The 18,415-nt window shown below is 69.9% G+C and carries 18 protein-coding genes and 1 riboswitch; of the genes, 8 read left to right on the top strand and 10 right to left on the bottom strand.

The window, feature by feature from the left end:
- Window positions 1–8 precede the first annotated feature (8 nt).
- Window positions 9–86: riboswitch (SAM riboswitch) on the bottom strand.
- Window positions 87–205: 119 nt separating this feature from the next.
- A complete protein-coding gene (locus BU124_RS08660) occupies window positions 206–1,111 on the top strand; it encodes an alpha/beta hydrolase (RefSeq protein ID WP_084862735.1) in 906 nt (301 codons plus the stop codon).
- Here the strand turns inward: BU124_RS08660 and BU124_RS08655 are convergent.
- The 4 genes from BU124_RS08655 to ftsY are packed head-to-tail and all read right to left on the bottom strand — an operon-like array spanning window position 1,081 to window position 4,806.
- Entirely contained in the window at window positions 1,081–1,686 is a 606-nt protein-coding gene (locus BU124_RS08655) for an inner membrane-spanning protein YciB (RefSeq protein ID WP_084862733.1), read from the bottom strand. The genes BU124_RS08660 and BU124_RS08655 overlap by 31 nt on opposite strands.
- An 8-nt stretch (window positions 1,687–1,694) precedes the next feature.
- Complete coding sequence (locus BU124_RS08650; protein ID WP_084862731.1) at window positions 1,695–2,597, bottom strand: DMT family transporter; 903 nt, start codon at window positions 2,595–2,597, stop codon at window positions 1,695–1,697.
- Window positions 2,594–3,514, bottom strand: a complete 921-nt coding sequence (locus BU124_RS08645; RefSeq protein ID WP_143529929.1) for a hypothetical protein — start codon at window positions 3,512–3,514, stop codon at window positions 2,594–2,596. The genes BU124_RS08650 and BU124_RS08645 overlap by 4 nt, the downstream gene beginning before the upstream one ends.
- Window positions 3,511–4,806: a signal recognition particle-docking protein FtsY gene (gene ftsY / locus BU124_RS08640; protein ID WP_084862727.1), complete on the bottom strand. Its 1,296-nt coding sequence runs from the start codon at window positions 4,804–4,806 to the stop codon at window positions 3,511–3,513. Before ftsY ends, BU124_RS08645 begins: the two co-directional genes overlap by 4 nt.
- 203 nt (window positions 4,807–5,009) lie before the next feature.
- On the opposite strand from ftsY, the gene BU124_RS08635 reads away from it, so the two are divergent.
- Together BU124_RS08635 and BU124_RS08630 are read left to right on the top strand one after the other, a co-directional pair.
- A complete protein-coding gene (locus BU124_RS08635) occupies window positions 5,010–6,056 on the top strand; it encodes an alkane 1-monooxygenase (protein ID WP_245831653.1) in 1,047 nt (348 codons plus the stop codon).
- 4 nt (window positions 6,057–6,060) lie between these two features.
- Entirely contained in the window at window positions 6,061–6,444 is a 384-nt protein-coding gene (locus tag BU124_RS08630) for a hypothetical protein (protein ID WP_084862724.1), read from the top strand.
- A gap of 99 nt (window positions 6,445–6,543) precedes the next feature.
- On the opposite strand, the gene xseA is transcribed toward BU124_RS08630, so the two are convergent.
- The gene (gene xseA, locus BU124_RS08625; RefSeq protein WP_084862722.1) at window positions 6,544–8,097 is read right to left on the bottom strand and encodes an exodeoxyribonuclease VII large subunit; all 1,554 of its coding nucleotides are present in this window, start codon (window positions 8,095–8,097) and stop codon (window positions 6,544–6,546) included.
- A 65-nt stretch (window positions 8,098–8,162) separates the two neighbouring features.
- Here xseA and purD point away from each other — a divergent pair, with 65 nt between their 5' ends.
- Window positions 8,163–9,428 carry a phosphoribosylamine--glycine ligase gene (purD, locus tag BU124_RS08620; protein ID WP_084862720.1) on the top strand — a complete coding sequence of 422 codons (1,266 nt, stop codon included), beginning with the start codon at window positions 8,163–8,165 and terminating at the stop codon, window positions 9,426–9,428.
- 43 nt (window positions 9,429–9,471) lie between these two features.
- Here the strand turns inward: purD and BU124_RS08615 are convergent, their stop codons facing one another.
- From BU124_RS08615 to BU124_RS08595, 5 genes are all read right to left on the bottom strand, one after another.
- Complete coding sequence (locus BU124_RS08615; RefSeq protein ID WP_084862718.1) at window positions 9,472–9,975, bottom strand: CarD family transcriptional regulator; 504 nt, start codon at window positions 9,973–9,975, stop codon at window positions 9,472–9,474.
- A 256-nt stretch (window positions 9,976–10,231) separates the two neighbouring features.
- A complete protein-coding gene (gene fdxA / locus BU124_RS08610) occupies window positions 10,232–10,567 on the bottom strand; it encodes a ferredoxin FdxA (RefSeq protein WP_084862716.1) in 336 nt (111 codons plus the stop codon).
- A gap of 29 nt (window positions 10,568–10,596) precedes the next feature.
- Window positions 10,597–11,004: an RNA-binding S4 domain-containing protein gene (locus BU124_RS08605; RefSeq protein ID WP_084862714.1), complete on the bottom strand. Its 408-nt coding sequence runs from the start codon at window positions 11,002–11,004 to the stop codon at window positions 10,597–10,599.
- Window positions 11,001–13,850: a helicase-related protein gene (locus BU124_RS08600; protein WP_084862712.1), complete on the bottom strand. Its 2,850-nt coding sequence runs from the start codon at window positions 13,848–13,850 to the stop codon at window positions 11,001–11,003. The genes BU124_RS08605 and BU124_RS08600 overlap by 4 nt, the downstream gene beginning before the upstream one ends.
- Window positions 13,851–13,874: 24 nt before the next feature.
- Window positions 13,875–14,435, bottom strand: a complete 561-nt coding sequence (locus tag BU124_RS08595; protein ID WP_084862710.1) for a tetratricopeptide repeat protein — start codon at window positions 14,433–14,435, stop codon at window positions 13,875–13,877.
- Window positions 14,436–14,509: 74 nt separating this feature from the next.
- Here BU124_RS08595 and BU124_RS08590 point away from each other — a divergent pair, with 74 nt between their 5' ends.
- Genes BU124_RS08590 through BU124_RS08575 form a run of 4 tightly spaced genes read left to right on the top strand, consistent with a single transcriptional unit; the run spans window position 14,510 to window position 18,386 of the window.
- Entirely contained in the window at window positions 14,510–14,800 is a 291-nt protein-coding gene (locus BU124_RS08590; protein WP_084862709.1) for an SCP2 sterol-binding domain-containing protein, read from the top strand.
- Between the two features lie 7 nt (window positions 14,801–14,807).
- Window positions 14,808–15,752, top strand: coding sequence for an alpha/beta hydrolase (locus BU124_RS08585; protein ID WP_084862706.1), 945 nt, complete (start codon window positions 14,808–14,810; stop codon window positions 15,750–15,752).
- 40 nt (window positions 15,753–15,792) lie between these two features.
- Window positions 15,793–16,803, top strand: a complete 1,011-nt coding sequence (locus tag BU124_RS08580; RefSeq protein ID WP_084862704.1) for a ligase-associated DNA damage response exonuclease — start codon at window positions 15,793–15,795, stop codon at window positions 16,801–16,803.
- Window positions 16,800–18,386: an ATP-dependent DNA ligase gene (locus BU124_RS08575; protein WP_084862701.1), complete on the top strand. Its 1,587-nt coding sequence runs from the start codon at window positions 16,800–16,802 to the stop codon at window positions 18,384–18,386. The genes BU124_RS08580 and BU124_RS08575 overlap by 4 nt, the downstream gene beginning before the upstream one ends.
- Window positions 18,387–18,415 lie beyond the last annotated feature (29 nt).

Genomic DNA, 18,415 nt, shown 5'->3' with positions numbered 1-18,415 from the left:
GCATCGGGGCAAGCATCCCATCGACCCTTTTAGCGGTATCTTTAGAGTGGCCCGCAATCCGGTAACAAATCGCCACTAACATGCGGGATAGGCCAAGCCCGCCCCGGCGTCAATCCCGCGCTGGCCTGTCACGGAAACATCATGGGGCTGTCACGCCTGTGTAGCGGTCGCGGCGCATATGGCCCCCAGATGTTGAGGGCAGTCGATGACACTCCTGGCAGTCAACATGGGCCGGCACCCAGACGAGGCCACCCTTGTCAAGGCGCTGGCCGCCCTGCCCGAGACGGCGCCGGTGGTCATCATGCTGCACGGCTTTCGCTTCTCACCCGATGACCCCGACCGGACCCCGCACCGGCATATCCTGTCGCTGAGCCCGCGCCGCGACTGTTGGAAGGCGGTCAGCTGGCCGCGCCACCTCGGGTTGTCGGGCGACGCCGGGCTGGCCATCGCCTATGGCTGGCCCGCGCGCGGCCACATCTGGGCGGCGCTGGCCCGCGCCGACCGGGCCGCCGAAGACCTGGCCCGGCTCGTCGCGACGCTGCGGCGGCTGGCCCCGCACCGCCCGCTGCATCTGGTGGGCCATTCGCTGGGCGCGCGGGTGGCGCTGCTGGCCCTGCGCGGCCTGCGGCGCGGCGCGGTGGACCGGCTGATCCTGATCTCGGCGGCGCTGTTTCGGGGCGAGGCGCGCGCCGTTCTGGCGGCCGCGCCCGCCGCCGACGCGGCCGAGATCGTCAATGTCACCGGGCGCGAGAACCTGCTGTTCGACGCCCTGCTGCGGCTGGCCGCGCCGCTGGGCGGGCGCACCGTGGCCGCCGGGGTCACCGCGCCCAACTGGCTGGACGTGGCGCTGGACCGGCCCGCGACGCTGGCCGCCCTCGCGCAGCTGGGCTATCGCATCGCCCCGCCGACGGTGCCGGTGTGCCACTGGTCGGGTTACCTGCGGCCCGGCGTCTTCGGTCTTTACCGGGCCTTGCTGCTGCAGCCGCGCCGCACGCCCCTGCCCGCGCTGCGCACAGCCCTGGCGCCCCGGCGCAAACCCCGCGGGCGCCACTGGCCGGCCTGGCAACGGTCCGGTGGCGGTCAGCCCTCGTTTTTGTCCTCGATCAGGTAGCGTTGCAGGCCGACGATTTGAATCCAAAGGAACAGGAACATCACGACCGGAAAGCCGAAGGTCTCGATCGTCACCCAGGTGGTGTCGGACATCGTGCGCCATATCACCTCGTTTGCCAGGGCCAGCCCGAGAAACAGCGCGAAGAGCCGCCGCGTCAGGATCATCCAGCCGGCGTGTTCCATGGGCAGGAACTCCCCCATGACGAACTCCAGGTAACTGCGCCCGCGCAGCAGCCCGATGCCCAGCAGCGCCGCGAAGGTGGCGTAGACGATCGAGGTCTTCATCTTAAAGAAGCGTTCGTCGTTGAACCAGGCCGTGAGCGCCCCGAAGAAGATCACCATCACGGCAGTGAATATCTGCATCCGGCTGAGCTTGCCGGTCAGGTGCCAAAGCACCGCCATGGCCACCAGCAGGATCGGCACGAAGGCCACCGTGGCGACGATGAAGCCGGAATACTCGGTCCCGCCGTAGGTGAATGTGTCGTCCTTGATGCGCAGGTAGAGCAGGAAAAAGGCCAGCGTCGGCCCCAGTTCCAGAAGCTGCTTCACCCAGGGTTTGATCTGTTCGTCTGCCATGGCCCCTCTTACCCTGCGAATTCCACGATGACAGCCCCCAAAGCAATCAATCCCATCAGGATCAGGCGGCGCGGGCCGACCGTCTCGCCCAGGATGAACCAGCCGATCAGCGCGGCCCAGACCGTCGAGGTTTCGCGCAGCACCGCCGCCTCGCCGACCTTGTGGAGCCGCGTGGCCAGCATGACGCCGCCGAAGCTGACCCAGGCGATTAGCGCCCCGGCAAGGCCGCGGCGCAAGAGCGATGCGACCCCGCCCGGCGCGCCGAGGCGGCGATACCGCACCCAGGCCAGCACCGGAAAATCCAGCGCGGTGATGAAAAAGAACCAGGCCAGAAAGGTGAACGGGTCCGGCGATTGCCGGATGCCCCAGGCGTCGTAGACGGTGTAGACAGCCACCAGCAGGCCCCCCAGCAGCGCCCAGACCAGCCCGCGGCGCGCGCCGGCCGGGTCCACCGCGTCGGCGGCCATGTTGCGCAGCGCCAGCAGCGCCATGCCCCCCGACAGGCAGGCCAGGCCCGCCCATTGCAGCGGCGTGAAGCGTTCCCCGAACAGCAGGCCCGCCGCCATGACGGTGACCAGCGGGCCGGTGCCCCGGATCATCGGGTAGACCACCGTGTAGGCGGCCCGCTCGTAGGCCAGCGCCACGGCGAGCTTGTAGAGGAAATGCACGACAAGCGCCCCGGCGAGGATGGCAAAGGTCCGCGGCGTGGGCCAGGGCACGAGGAACAGCGCCACCGGGGCCGAGATGACCACCAGCCAGCCGTCGATGGCCCCCCGCATGATCCAGGGGTCGTGGCGGCCTTTCTGCAGGGCGCCGAACCCGGCGTGCGCAATGGCCGACAGCAGCGCCAGCAGCGACGCCCAGAGCCCCCCCTGCGGCGTTCCGGCGATGGAGAGGAGCCAGTCGCTCACTCCGACAGGTCGGAGTCCGGGGTCCAGATCACCTCGGCCCGCACCCCGTCGAAGAGCGCCGCGGGGTCGTTGCCGCTCATCGCCTTTCCGTAGATCAGCAGCCCGGCCAGCCCAGAGACCATGACCCGCTTGTCCGAGCGCAGGCCCAGTTCCAGCGTCCCGCGCGGCGCGGGCAGTGCCGCGACGAAGGCATCGAGGTTCGCGCGCGCCCGCGAATCGAGCAGGCTGGCGGGCAGCCGCGCGGCCCCATCACGGACCATCCGGCGGATGTCGCGCGGGTCACCGGTGATGTCGATCGCCGGCAGAACGCGTGTCTCGACCCAGCCGTTCAGCCTGATTCGCGCGGTCAGGCGCCCGAGAGCCACGCTGCCCATGCTGACCTGCGCCATGGCGCGCGACGAGAAATCCACCCGCTCCAGCACCGCCGTCGCGAACAGCGCGTCGCCCGTATCCGAACTGATCCGCAAGCTCTCCACGATAAGCTGGCGCGTGTCGGCGACGTGGCGCAGGGACAGCACGACGTCCACCGGCGCGGCGCGCGGGGCGGCCGCGCCCGGTCGCATGCGCCAGTCCGTGATGCGCAGCTCCAGCGCCTCGGGCGGGCGCGTTTCCTCGATCAGCCGCTCAACCCCCTCGGCGCGCCAGTCCAGCTTGGCAAAGGGTGGCGCGCTTAGCTGCGGATCATCCCCGAAAAGGCGGCACCAGCCGTCCGGCGTGACCGCATGGCGCGCCTGTTTCGCGGCCTGGACGTCGCCCTCATCCAACCCGAGGAGAGCCGCCCCGGCGGCCAGGGCCGCGCGGCACTGCGCGCGCTGCATCGGCGGGTCGGCCAAGGCAGGACAGGCCAGGACCACGGCTGCGATCAGGGCCAGCCCCCGCATCGCCCTGGCCCGCGCCGGCGGGGGCTGGCGGCTCACCGGTCCAGCCCTGTCAGAGCGGCGGCGAAGTCCTGCGGGTCGAAGGGGGCCAGGTCGTCGATCTTCTCGCCCACGCCGATGGCGTGGATCGGCAGGCCGAACTGGTCGGCCAGCGCCACCAGAACGCCGCCCTTGGCTGTGCCGTCCAGCTTGGTCATCACCAGGCCCGAGACATCGGCAAGCTCCTGGAAGGTCCGGACCTGCGACAGCGCGTTCTGACCCGTTGTCGCGTCCAGCACCAGCAGGGTGTTGTGCGGCGCTTGCGCGTCCTTCTTGCGGATGACCCGGACGATCTTGGCCAGTTCCTCCATCAGGTCGGCGCGGTTCTGCAGCCGCCCGGCGGTGTCGATCATCAGCAGGTCGGCGCCGTCTTTCTGGGCCTTGTCCATGGCATCCCAAGCCAGGCTGGCCGGGTCCGATCCCTCGGGCGCGGTAAGCACCGGAACCCCGGCACGGTCGCCCCAGACCTGCAGCTGTTCCACCGCCGCCGCGCGGAAGGTGTCGCCGGCGGCAATCACCACGGATTTTCCGGCGGCGCGGAACTGGCTGGCCAGCTTGCCGATGGTCGTTGTCTTGCCCGAGCCGTTGACCCCGACCACCAGCACCACCTGGGGCTTGGACGGGTAAAGCGGCATGGGCCGGGCCACCGGTTCCATGACGCGGGCGACCTCGGCGGCCAGCAATTCCTTGATCTCGGGGGTCGACAGCTTCTTGCCGACCCGGCCCTCGGCCATGTTCGCGGTGACGCGCAGGGCGGTATCGACGCCCATGTCAGCGGTGATGAGCAGCTCCTCCAGCTGTTCGAGCATGTCATCGTCCAGTTCGCGCCGAACCACGGTCTTCTTGTCGCCCCGGCCCAGCAGGCGCCCCAGCAGGCCGGGCTTGGCCGCGGCATCGCCTGTCTGCGCCGCCCCGGCCACGTCGAGGGGCTGCGGCATCTCGGGGGGCGGGTCGTCGGGCAGTTCCGGCGGCGGCGACCCCGGCGCTGGCGCGGGGGCCGGGGGCACTTCCCGCGGCGGCTCCGGGGCCGTCGGGTCGGGATCGGGGGCCGGGTCGGGTGCCGGCGTCGGCTCGGGCACTGGCTCGGGGTCCGGCGCGGGCTGGGGGTTGGGCGCGGGGTCCGGCGCGGGCTCCGGAGCAGGGGCGGGCTCCGGCGCGGGATCGGGCGCCGGGTCCTGCGGCGCGGGGTCGTCCTCGGCGACGCCGCCCTCTTCGACGATGGCGTCCAGCCCCTCCTCGATCTTCGAGGAGGACTTGAACAACCGGTCCTTGAGTTTGCTGAAAAAGGCCATGCGCGCGCTCCGGTGACTGATGCCCGTCATCTAACCACACGCCGCGCAAAGGTTAAGGGCGGCGGCGCGATTCTCTGCGACACCGGGCCGCCCCGCGACGCGCGGCTGATCCGCCGGGTACGTGTCTTTGGCCTTAATCCCGCCGCCTTGCCGGGATAAGATATGAGAAAACCCTGGCTGATGGTCTGACGATGCGCCACCCGATGCTCCTCTTTGCCCTTGTCACGCTGACCGCCCCGGCGCTGCTGGCGCTCGGCGCGCTGATAGGCGGCGGCTGGGCCTGGGCCGGGTTGCTCTGGATGACGCTGCTCACGGCCGTGCTCGACGAGGCCGTGGCCTGGACCCTCCCGGCCGAGGACCCGGACGCGGAGTTTCCGCGAGCTGATGCCCTGTCGCTGGCCCTGGTGGCCGCGCAACTCGGGCTGCTGGTGCTGGTGATCCACGCCCTTGGGCAGGGCCGAGTGGCGGGGATCGAGGCGCTGGCGCTGGCGCTCGGCACCGGGCTGTTTCTGGGCCAGGTGGGCAATTCGAACGCGCACGAACTGATCCACCGCTCTGCGCGCCTGCTGCGCCGGGCCGGCACCCTGGCCTATGTCTCGGTGCTCTATGGCCAGCACGTCTCGGGCCACCTGCTGGTGCATCATGTCCACGTGGGCACCCGCTATGACCCGAGTTCGGCGCGCTGGGGCGAGGGGCTATATCGTTTCTTCCTGCGGGCCTGGCCGGGTGAGCTGCGCCGCGCCTTTGCCGCCGAGCGGGCGCGCGACCTTGCCGCGGGTCGCCCCGCCTGGCGCAATCCCTTCGCGGGGTATCTGCTGGGCGGGCTGGGGATGCTGGGCCTGGCCCTCTGGCTGGGCGGGTTGACGGGGCTGGCCTGGTATCTTGCCATCGCCGCCTTCGCGCAGCTGCAGCTGATGACCTCGGACTACGTGCAGCACTACGGCCTGCGCCGCGAGACCGGCCCCGACGGCAAGCCCGAACCGGTGCGCCCGCAGCATTCGTGGAACGCGCCGCACTGGTTCAGCACGGCGCTGATGCTCAATGCGCCGCGCCATTCCGACCATCATGCGCACCCGGCCCGGCCCTACCCGGCGCTGCGGCTGGACGACGACATGCCGCGCCTGCCCTATGCCCTGCCGGTGATGGCCTGCATCGCGCTCTGGCCGCGGCACTGGCGCCGGCTGATGGACCCGCGCGCCACCGCCTGGCAGGCCCGGGTGGACGCGCCGCCCGACCCTCTGACAAGATGACCCCATGAGGATGCTTCTTGCCGCCATGTTGGCCCTGCCCGTCCCCGCGGTGGCCGAGACGCCCATGACGGGGCCCGAGTTCGCGGATCGCATGACCGGCAAGACCCTGACCTTTTCCGCCAACGGCCAGCCCTACGGCGTGGAATACTACGCCCCTTCGCAGCGGGTCATCTGGTCGTTTCTGGATGGCGCGTGCATCGAGGGCGAATGGTATGCCGAGGATCGCGCGATCTGTTTCGTCTACGAGGGCGACCCCGATCCGAAGTGCTGGAAGGTCTACGACGCGGACGACGGCATCAGGGCCGAGTTCCTCGACGACGGGGGGTCGGCGATCCTCTACGAGGTCGAGGACGGCGAACCGCTGATCTGCGACAACATGGGATCCTAGCGGCGGGCAACCCGTCGGCCCCGCAGCGCGGCCTGAGTAGGGTTCATGCGCCGTCACGCGCCACCCTCGCACCTTTCGATGACGCCTGTCCGAGGCGCCCTAGAACAGGCTGCCCTGGTCGGGCGGCGGGGCCTTGGACCGGGGCGGTTTCGGCTTCGGCCCCTCACGCTTGTCCAGCGCCAGCTTGCCGTCGGTGAACTCCAGCTCCAGCGCCGTGGCCGTGCCGGCGGCCTTGGCCGTGGTCACGACCGCGCCATCGCCGCGCACCACCGCGTAGCCGCGCCGGAGCGTCTCGGTATAGCCCAGCGTGCGGCGCAACGAGTCCAGCGCCTCGAGCCGGGCCGTGCGGCGGTCCTGCGCGGTGCGGGCGGCCATCCGCAGCCGCTCCAGCCGGGCCTGCACATCCTCGTGCCCCTTCACGATCACCCGCCGGATCTGGGTCGGCTTCAACTGCCCCGCCCTGAGATCCAAGGCCTCGCGTTTGCGGCGCGCGGCCCGGTCCAACGCCGGGGCGAGCCGGTCGGCCCAGCCGGCCTGGCGTTCGCGGGCGCGGTCCAGCCGCGCCTGCAGCAGCCCCGGCCGCAGGCTGCCGGCGGCGTTGCTCAGCCGCAACTGCCCCGCGCTGACCCGCCCCTTGAGCGCCAGGTCCAGTTTTTCCGACCAGTAGTCCAGCCGTTGCCGGGCCTCCTCGGCCAGCGTCTCGGGCCGGGGCAGCAGCCGGCCCAGGTCACCCACCCGCTGCTTGCGCAGGCGCAGGCCCTCGGTCACGGCGCGGTTCAGCCGCGTGTCCAACTGCTCAACCGTTCCGATCAGCTCCAGCCGCACCGGCACCGCGATCTCGGCCGCGGCCGAGGGCGTGGGCGCGCGCCGGTCGGCGGCATGGTCGATCAGCGTGGTGTCGGTTTCGTGGCCCACCGCCGAGATCAGCGGGATCGCGCTTTGGGCCGCCGCGCGCACGACCTCCTCTTCGTTGAAGCCCCACAGGTCCTCGATCGAGCCACCGCCGCGCGCCACGATCAGCAGGTCGGGCCGGGGCAGCGCCCCGCCGGGCGTCATCGCGTTGAAGCCCCGAATCGCGCGGGCCATCTGCGGCGCGCAGTCGCGGCCCTGCACGGCCACCGGCCAGACAAGCACCCGGCGCGGAAACCGCTCGCGCAGGCGGTGCAGGATGTCGCGGATCACCGCCCCCTGGGCCGAGGTCACGACCCCGATGACCCGCGGCAGGAAGGGCAGTGCCCGCTTGCGCTCGGGCGCGAAAAGCCCTTCGGCCTGCAGCGCCTTGCGCCGCTTCTCGAGCATCGCCATGAGCGCGCCGACCCCGGCCACGGCCACCTCGGTGGCGTTCATCTGGTATTTCGACTGGTTCGCAAAGGTGGTCATGCGGCCGTGGGCGACGACCTCCATGCCTTCCTCGGGCATCACGCTCAGGCCGGAAATCTGCCCCTTCCAGGTGGTGCAGGCCAGGACCGCCCGGTCGTCCTTGAGGTCGAAATAGAGGTGCCCCGACCGGGCGCGCACGACGCGGCCGACCTCGCCCTTGACGCGGACATGGCCGAATTCGCCCTCGATGGCGCGTTTGACCGCGCCTGACAGTTCACTGACGGTGAATTCCGGCGTGTTGCCCGCCTTGTCCGGCTCGTCGATCAGGTCCATGCGCGGTGCCCTTGTGCTGCTTTGCCCCCGACCCTAAAAGGCCCGCAATCAAAGGGAAAGCGACCATGAACATCCTGATCCTCGGCGGCGGCGGGCGGGAACATGCCCTCGCCTGGGCCGTGCTGCAGAACCCCAAGTGCGACAGGCTCATCGTGGCCCCCGGCAACGCCGGGATCGCGCAGATCGCCGAGTGCCCGGTCCTCGACATCCTCGACGGCCCGGCGGTTGCGGGTTTTTGCGCCGACAATGCCGTGGACCTGGTGATTATCGGCCCCGAGGCGCCGCTGGCCGCCGGGATCGCCGACGACCTGCGCGCCGCGGGGATTTCCGTTTTCGGACCTTCGGCCGAGGGTTCCCGGCTGGAGACGTCGAAATCTTTCACGAAAACGATCTGCTCGGCCTGTGGCGCGCCCACCGCGGGGTATGGCCATTTCACCACAGCCGAGGCCGCCCGGGCGCATGTGCGCGACCGGGGCGCGCCGGTCGTGGTCAAGGCCGACGGGTTGGCCGCGGGCAAGGGCGTGATCGTCGCCCAGGACACGGCCACCGCGCTGGCCGCGATCGACGACATGTTCTCGGGCGAGTTCGGCGCCGCCGGGGCCGAGGTCGTGATCGAGGAGGTCATGACCGGCGAGGAAGCGTCCTACTTCGTGCTTTGCGACGGCGACACCGCCCTGCCGGTGGGCACCGCGCAGGATCACAAGCGCGCCTTCGACGGCGATGCGGGCCCCAACACCGGCGGCATGGGCGCCTATTCCCCGGCCCCGGTCCTGACAGATGCGGTCGCGCAGAAGACCATGGACGAGATCGTCACCCCGACCCTCGCGGAGCTGGCCCGGCGCGGCACCCCGTATCAGGGTATTCTCTACGTCGGGCTGATGATCGAGGATGGTCAGCCCCGCCTGGTGGAATACAATGTCCGCTTCGGCGACCCGGAATGCCAGGCCCTGATGATGCGGCTGGGCGCACAGGCGTTGGACCTGATGCAGGCCTGTGCCGAGGGCCGCCTGCACGAGATGAGTGTCAACTGGGCCGAGGATCATGCGATGACCGTGGTCATGGCCGCAAAGGGCTATCCCGGGGCCTACGAAAAAGGCAGCGTGATCAACGGGCTGGACGACCTGCCCGAGGACAGTGCCCACATGGTCTTTCACGCGGGCACGGCCTGGCAAGACGGCCGCATCGTTGCAGATGGCGGCCGCGTGCTCAACGTCACTGCCCGCGGTGCGACCCTGGCCGAAGCACAAGAACGTGCCTATGGGCTGATTGACCGGATCGACTGGCCGCAGGGCATGTACCGGTCCGATATCGGCTGGCGGGCGCTGGCCTGACCTGGAGGGCGGAGGGCTTGCGCCGCCACGCCCCCGCACCGGGTCAGGCGGCGCGGGTGACCAGAACGTCGCCGATTTCCCGGGCCGCATCGGTTTCGTCACCGTTGTTCACGGCGGCGATCTCGCGCGTGAGCCGTTCCAGTGCCGCCTCGTACAGCTGGCGTTCGGAATAGCTCTGCTCTCGCTGGTCATCGGCGCGGTGCAAGTCGCGCACGACCTCGGCGATGGCGATCAGGTCGCCGGAGTTGATCTTCTGTTCGTACTCCTGCGCCCGGCGCGACCACATGGCCTTCTTGACCTTGGCCTTGCCGCGCAGGGTCTTCATGGCATCAGCCACCACATCGGGGGTGGAGAGCGAGCGCATCCCGACCTCGTCGGCCTTGTTGGTGGGCACGCGCAGCGTCATCTTGTCCTTGTCGAACGAGATCACGAAAAGCTCCAGCTCGAAACCCGCGACCTCCTGCTTCTCGATCGAGACGATCTGACCCACCCCGTGGGCCGGGTAAACCACGAACTGGTTCGGTTTGTATTGTGACTTCCTTGTCATGGCTTCCTTCCAAAGGCGCCGCCCGCGTGCGGCCCGAGCGCCGGGTGGCAGAATTCCGGAGACAGAAAACCCGGCGGCACCTGAGCGGTCCCGTCGGGCTTTCCATGCAAATCTCGGGTCAACACTTTCGCAGCATCGCAGTTTTTATAGCACAAAAATGCACCCAGCGGAAGTGCCGCGGCGCAGCATGCCGTTGGGCGGATTTTTCAATTTGAATTCAACGCTCTGAACGCACGCCGGGCCCGCGAATCGCGGGTCAGCCGCCCTCGCCCGGCTTTTCCGAGAAAAGCTCGATCTTGCCGGGTTTGCCGTCCATCTCCTCGGCTGTGGGCAGCGGGTCCTTCTTGGTGATGATGACCGGCCAGGCCTCGGAATACTTGCGGTTGAACTCCACCCATTTTTCCATTTCCGGCTCGGTATCGGGGCGGATCGCGTCGGCGGGGCACTCGGGCTCGCAGACGCCGCAATCGATACATTCGTCGGGGTGGATCACCAGCATGTTCTCGCCCTCGTAGAAACAGTCGACGGGGCAGACTTCGACGCAGTCGGTGTATTTGCAGGCGATGCAGTTGTCGTTGACGATATAGGTCATGGGTATCCCGAAACGTTCCTGCGGTGTAGCTAGTCCACCCCGGGGTCGTCTGCAAGCGGGCCGGCCCCGATCGCGCGTAGGAAAGCCGCGCGGTTTTCGCGGTCGCGCCGCGAGGGGCGCCCCGTTCCGCGCGGGCGGTCGGCACCGGACGCGCGTTCCGGCGCCGGGGCCGGGCTGAGGTCGTCGTAGAGCGCCTGCGCCTCAGGCGCGGGGCCGCGCCGCGTGCCGGCTGCCACGATGCGCACCACGCGCACCCGCTCGCCCTGGGCAAAGGTCAGCACCGCGCCGGGTCCAACCAGTCGGGCCGGTTTCGACACCGGCGTGCCGTCGACCCGCACCTTGCCGGCTTGTACCTGCCGGGCCGCCAGGCTGCGGGTCTTGAAAAACCGCGCCTGCCAGAGCCACTTGTCCAGCCGGATCGGCGACACGGCCGTCACTTGGTCTTGAGGCCCGACAGCGCCTGGGCAAAAGGATTGTCGGGGTCGATCTGCGTGTCTTTGCCCGCGGGTTTGGCGGCGGTTTTCTGCGCGCCCTTGCCCGCCGGCGTGCTGCCGGTCTGCGGTTTGCCGCGCTTGCCCTTGGGCGCGCCCTTGCGGCCCCCCGGCTTGCGGGGCTGCTGGCCGCGCCGCGTGCCCGCCCAGGTGAAGGTGTAATAGACCTCGACCTCCGCGGGGGCAGCCTCGGCGGCCGGCTGCTCGCCCGGCGGGGTCTCTTCCTCCGGAGCGGCGGGTATGTCCGGGGCGACCTCGGGGGCCTCGGGGGCGGTCTCGGCCACGGGCGCCACGCCCTCATCGGGGAGTTGCTCGGCCGCCGCTTCGGCCGTCTCGGGCCCGGGTTCGGCCGTGGCCTCGGTCCCCGTCCCGCTGCGCGGGTCCGGGGCCTCGGCGAGGGCGGCATCCACCGGCTTGACCTTCTCGCGCTCGCCCCGCTCGGCGCGGTAGCCCAGCCCCTCCATCAGGCCCGCGAACTGCTCCAGCGTCATGCCCGTGATCGAGAGCATGTCGGCGGTGGCCTCGAAGCCGCCGCGGGTGTCCTGGTCGCGCAGCATGTCGGCCAGCCGTTCCAGCATGTCGATGCGGATCGCGCGATCCCCGGCCGCGCGATAGCCCGACATGGCGTAGGTTCCCGGCACCGCGCCCGCGACCGTCGGCACCGTGACAAGCCCCGGTGGCGGCGCCTCGGGGAAGGTCTCCAGCCCCTTGGACAGCGACCACAGCACCAGCCGCAGCCGGGTCGGCGCGGGTTTCAGCAGCAGCGGCATGAAGATCGTGAACTGTCCAAAGCGCACCCCGTGCTTGCGCAGCGCGCCGCGCGCCTCCTGGTCGAGTGCCTTGACCTCGTCGGCGACCTCGCCGCGCGGGACCACGCCGAAGCCCTCGATCAGGCGGAAGGCAAAGCCCTTGGCCCGACCCTGCAGCGTGTCGTCCTTCTGCATCGCCAGCATCGGCTCGAACTGGGCGGCGATCTTGCGGTCGATGAAATGCTGCAGACGGCGCTGAACTTTCCCGGCCACCTCCTCGCCGGCCTCTTCATCAACGAATGGCGCCACCCGCGGCTTGAGCGCATCGTCGCCTGCCACCAGCTTGCCCACGGCCTGCTCGCCCCACATCAGCCCGCCCTGCTCGGTGAAATCGAGCGCGGTGTCGGGGGCGTTGTAGAACCGATCCGCGCGCAGGCTGAACTGCGGCTGCAGCGCCTGCAACGAGGCCTGCCGCAGGGTCTTGGCCGCGTCGGGGCTGGCGCTCTTGTCCTGGCGGAACCGAAATCCCTCGAGCCGGCCCGCGAACTGCCCCTCGACGGTGACTTCGCCCTGATCGTTAACCTCGGCCACGAGGCCCTCCTTCTGCTTGAGCCGGCGCAACAGCACGCTGGTCCGCCGGTCCACAAATCTTTGCGTCAGTGCGTCGTGCAACGCATCCGACAACCGGTCTTCTACCGCGCGCGTAACGCCGCGCCAATGCGATTCGTCCGCTACCCAGCCCTTGCGCTGCGCCACATACGTCCAGGTGCGGACATGCGCCAGCCGCTTGGACAGGGTGTCGATGTCGCCGTCGACCCGGTCGATGCGCTTGACCTGCCGCGCCAGCCAGTCGTCGGGCACCCGGCCGCCCGCGTGCAGATAGCCGTAGATGCGGGCCAGCATCTGGGCGTGTTCGCTGTGCGAGATGCCGCGGAAATCGGGGATGCGGCAGACATCCCAGAGCAGGCGCACCGATTTTCCGTCGCCGGCGCGGGCGCGCACCTCGGGGTCGTCGGCCAGCGATTTCAGCGCCAGCAGGTCGTCGCTGTCGCGCACCCGGGTCAGCCAGTCGTCCTCGGTGCGCGTCTCCAGCGACCGGATCAGCCGCTCGGGCGTGCCGAAGTCCAGCCGCGCGTTGCGCCATTGCAGCTTCCTGACGGGCCGGAACTGGTGGCTGGTGATGGCTTCGGCCACCGGGTCCTCGATGGCCGGGGCCTCGCCGGTGACGCCGAAGGTGCCGTGGTTCATGTGCCGGCCGGCGCGGCCGGCGATCTGGGCCAGCTCGTCGGGCAGCAACTGCCGCATGCGGCGGCCGTCGAACTTGGACAGCGCCGAAAAGGCGACATGGTCGATGTCCAGGTTCAGCCCCATGCCGATGGCATCCGTGGCGACCAGATAATCGACGTCGCCGTTCTGGTACATCGCCACCTGCGCGTTGCGCGTGCGCGGGCTGAGCGCCCCCATCACGACCGCCGCGCCGCCCTTCTGGCGCCGCAGCAATTCGGCTATGGCATAGACATTATCAACCGAGAAGCCGACGATGGCGGACCTTCCAGGCATCCGGCTTATCTTTTTCGAACCTGAATAGGTCAGCTCGGAAAACCGCTCGCGGCGCAGGACCTGCACGCCGGGCACCATCGCGGCGATGGCGCCGCGCATGGTCTCGGAGCCCATGAAAAGCGTCTCGTGCAGCCCGCGGGCGCGCAGCAGCCGGTCGGTGAAGACATGGCCGCGTTCGGGGTCGGCGGCCAGCTGGATCTCGTCCACCGCGAGGAAGTCGCAGCCCATCCCCTCGGGCATGGCCTCGACCGTGCAGACCCAGTACTGCGTCCGGTCGGGCACGATGCGTTCCTCGCCGGTGATCAGCGCCACCACCGAGGGGCCGCGCACCGCGACGATGCGGTCGTAGACCTCGCGCGCGAGCAGCCGCAGCGGCAGGCCGATGATGCCGGTGCGATGCGCGAGCATCCGCTCGATGGCGTAATGCGTCTTGCCGGTGTTGGTCGGGCCAAGGACCGCCGTGATCCGGGCAGGCTCGGGCATGGGTGGCCCCCTTGAGGGGAAGGGTCAGATCGTGGACCCTTCCAGCTGCACTTGCAGACGTTCGATGGCTTGCGCCAGGTCGGGCGAATTTGGGCTTATCTGTTCGATTTCGCGGTAAACCTCAAGCGCGTCCACGGGGCGGTCAAGCTCCTGCAGGATGCGCCCGAGGCCCCTCATCGCCCCGAAGTGGCGCGGGTTGAGCACCAGCGCCCGGCGCAGGTCCTCCAGCGCGGGGCCGTAGAGGTCCTGCGCGAAATAGGCGGTGGCCCGCGTGTGATAGGCTTCGGCGAAGTCGGGCGCGTGGTCGATCAGGGCCGTAAGGTGGTCGGCGGCGATCTTGGCCTCGCCGGCCTCCAGCGCCTCGCGCCCGCGGCGCAGCAGCAGGTCCATCGCCGGCGAGCCGCTTTTCGACCAGGCCTCGCGAATCTGTGCCTCGATCCGGGCGGCCTCGTCGGCTTCGGCGGTGGCGAGATCGGCAAAAAGGCCATCCAACCGGTCGGTCTGCGCCCCGGCAGGTGCGGAAAACCACACTGCCAGGCCAAATGCCGCGACGATATGTTTGAAGCCGTGCCGATCCGTGCGCATATCTGTCAATGTAACGCAGCGCGCGCCCGATGCCAGAGGCGGGCGGTCACATTCCAGCAAGAGGACCGACAGACATGAGCGACGTAATCTCCGAAGCCGTCACCGCCCTGAACGCCAAGATGGAGGGCGCCGATTTCGACGGCACCGCCAAGTTCGTCATCGAGGACGCGGGCGCGGTCATGATCGACGGCGACGGTGCGCGGGCCGCCGACGACGACGCCGACGTGACGCTGACCGCCAATGCCGAGACCTTCAAGGCGATCCTCGATGGCACCGAAAACCCCACCGCCGCATTCATGTCCGGCAAGCTGTCGGTGGACGGTGACATGGGGCTGGCCATGAAGCTGGCCGGCGTACTCGGTTGACACGACCTTGGCGCAGGCCCCCTACAACGCCCGCACGGCCCGCAACGCGACCGGCATCGCCCATTGGGTGACAGCCGTGGACGGGGTGCGCCTGCGCATCGCCCACTGGCCGCTCGAGGCGGCGCGCGGCACGGTCCTGATCTTTCCCGGCCGCACCGAGTATGTCGAGAAATACGGCCCCGCCGCCGCCGATTTCGCCGCCCGCGGCTATACCGCGCTGGCCATCGACTGGCGCGGGCAGGGACTTGCCGACCGGCTGCACGACGATCCGGGCGTGGGCCATGTGGCGCGATTCACCGACTACCAGCATGACGTGCGCGCCGCGCTGGACCACGCCCGCGCCCTGGGCCTGCCCGAGCCCTTTCACCTGCTGGCCCATTCCATGGGCGGTGCGATCGGCCTGCGCGCGGTGATGGACGGCGACCCGGTCGCGTCGGCCGTCTTTTCGGCGCCGATGTGGGGGATTTCGATCGCGCCGCCGCTGCGCCCCCTGGCCTGGGGGCTGAGCGCGCTCAGCCGGCCGCTGGGCCTGTCCGCGGCCGTGGTTCCCGGGCAAGAGGCCGAGACCTATGTCCTGCGCGCGGGCTTCTCGGGCAACACCCTGACCACCGACCCCGAGATGTTCGCCCTGTTGGCCGAGCAATTGCAGGCCGACCCGGCCCTAGGCCTCGGCGGGCCCTCGCTGCACTGGCTGAACGAGGCCCTGGGCGAGACGCGCGCCCTGTCGCGGCGGGCATCGCCCGACCTGCCCTGCCTGTGTTTCCTCGGAACCCGGGAACAGATCGTCGACACCGCCCGCATCCGCGACCGCATGGCCCGCTGGCCCGGCGGCGAGCTGGTGATGCTGGAGGGGGGCAAGCACGAGGTCATCCTCGAGAAACCCGACCTGCGCAACGCCTTGTTCGACCGCAGCGTCGCGCTGTTCGATGATCTCCGGCACCGCCCGGCCTGACCCTGCTTTACCGGGGCCGGCCCGGCGCTAGAACTGCCCCATGAGCGGGGTTCTGACCTTTACCGAGGCGGGCATCTACTGCCCGGCGGGCGATTTCTGGATCGACCCCTGGCGGCCGGTGCCCCGCGCCCTGATAACCCATGGCCATGCCGACCACGCGCGCGAGGGGATGGGCCGCTACCTGGCGACAGACGCCGCCGCGCCGGTGATGCGCCACCGGCTGGGCACGGAGATCGACCTGCAGACAACGCCCTACGCCGCCTCGACCCGGATCAAGGATGCGACCGTCTCCTTCCATCCGGCCGGCCACGTGCCCGGCTCGGCGCAGATCCGCGTCGAGGTGGGCGGCGAGGTCTGGGTCGTCTCGGGCGATTACAAGACCGTCGACGACGGGCTGTCCGAGGCCTTCGAGCCGGTGCCCTGCCACGCCTTCATCACCGAGTGCACCTTTGGCTTGCCGGTCTTCAACTGGACGCCGCAGGACGTTCTGGCCGACCAGATCAACGCCTGGTGGGGCGACAATGCCGCCGCCGGGCGGTTTTCCCTGCTGGGGGCCTACGCCCTGGGCAAGGCGCAGCGGCTGCTGCGGCTGGTCGACCCCGGAACCGGCCCGATCCTGACCCACGGCGCGGTCGAGAACACCAACGCCGTGCTGCGCAGCCAGGGCATCGCGCTGCCTGCGACAGAACAGGTCACCCCCGAGACCGACGCCAAGGCGCGCGCCGGGGCGCTGGTGATCGCGCCGCCCTCGGCGCTGGGATCGGCCTGGGCGCGGCGGTTCAAACCGCAGGCCAGCGCGTTTGCCAGCGGCTGGATGGCCCTGCGCGGGGTGCGCCGGCGGCGGGCGGCCGACCGGGGCTTCATCGTCTCGGACCATGCCGACTGGCAGGGCCTGAACGACGCCATCCGCGCCACCGGGGCCGAGCGCGTCTTCGTCACCCACGGCTACACCGGCCAGTTTCGCCGCTGGCTGGCCGACCAGGGCTATGACGCGCAGGTGGTCCGCACCGAGTTCGACGGCGAATCGCTCGACGGGAGCCAGGTCGAATGAAGGATTTCGCCCGGCTGTTCACCACGCTGGACCAGACCACCAGGACCACTGTCAAGGTCGCCGCCATGGCCACCTTCTTCGAGACGGCACAGGATGCCGACAAGCTGTGGTGCGTGGCGCTGTTCTCGGGCCGCCGCCCGCGGCGGGTCATCACCACGACGCGGCTGCGCGAATGGGCGGCCGAACAGGCGGGCATCCCGCTGTGGCTGTTCGAGGAAAGCTACCCGGTGGTGGGCGACCTGGCCGAGACCATCGCGCTGGTCCTGCCCCCGCCCGCCAGCGAAAGCGACTGGCCGCTGCACCACTGGATCGGCGAATTGCAGCGCCTGTCGAAACTGGACGAGGCCGCGCAGAAGGCCGGTATCCTCGCCGCCTGGGACAGCCTTGACCGGACGGAGCGGTTCCTTTTCACCAAATTGCTGACGGGCGGCTTTCGCATCGGGGTCAGCCAGAAACTGATGACCCGCGCGCTGGCACAGGCCACGGGCCAGGACGAGGCCGACCTGACGCACAAGCTGATGGGCGCCTGGACGCCCGAGACCACGACCTGGGCCGCCCTGATCGAGGCGCACGACCCCGGCGCCGACCTGTCGCGCCCCTACCCGTTCTACCTGGCCTACCAGCTGGAGGATGCGGACACGCTAGGCGCGCCCGCCGACTGGCTGATCGACCGCAAGTGGGACGGCATCCGCGGGCAACTGGTGCTGCGCGGCGGCACACACCACCTGTGGTCGCGCGGCGAGGAACTGATGACCGACCGCTTCCCCGAGCTGGGCCAACTGGTCGATTACCTGCCGCCGGGCACGGTGATCGACGGCGAGGTTCTGGCCTGGCGCGACGGCCCCCTGCCCTTCAACGCGCTGCAAAAGCGCATCGGCCGCAAGAGCGTGCCGAAAAAGCTGCTGGCGCAGGTGCCCGTGGTGCTGATGGCCTACGACCTGCTGGAACAGGACGGCGCCGATATCCGCGACCGGCCGCTGGACCAGCGCCGCGCGGCGCTCGAAGCGCTCACCGCCGATTTGCCCGGGGCGGCGCCGCTGCGCCTCTCGCCCGAGGTGACGGGCGAAAGCTGGGAGGCCCTTGCCGCGGTCCGCGCCGACTCGCGCGCGCACAATGCCGAGGGGCTTATGCTGAAACGGCGCGACTCGCCCTATCTGTCGGGGCGCAAGAAGGGCGACTGGTGGAAATGGAAGGTGGACCCGCTGACCGTGGACGCGGTGATGATCTACGCGCAATCAGGATCGGGCCGGCGGGCCAACCTTTTCACCGATTTCACCTTCGCGGTGCGCGACGGCGAGGGGTTCACCCCCTTCACCAAGGCCTATTCCGGGCTGACCGATGCAGAGTTCCGCGAGATCACCCAGTGGGTGCGCCGCAACACGCTGCAACGCTTCGGCCCCGTCCGGCAGGTGCCGCCCGTGCTGGTCTTCGAGATCGCCTTCGAGGGCATCCAGGAAAGCCCGCGCCACAAGTCGGGTATCGCCCTGCGCTTTCCGCGCATGGCGCGCTGGCGCCACGACAAGCCGCTGGCCGAGATCAACACCCTGGCCGACCTGCACGCCATGCTGGAGCGCTACGGCTAGCACTGGTCAAGCCGGGCCCGCACCCATAA

Origin of the sequence: Salibaculum halophilum (assembly GCF_002094885.1) — a bacterium.
Classification (GTDB): domain Bacteria; phylum Pseudomonadota; class Alphaproteobacteria; order Rhodobacterales; family Rhodobacteraceae; genus Salibaculum; species Salibaculum halophilum.
Note: the sequence above shows the minus strand (reverse complement) of the source record. Positions and strands in the feature narration are given on the sequence as shown.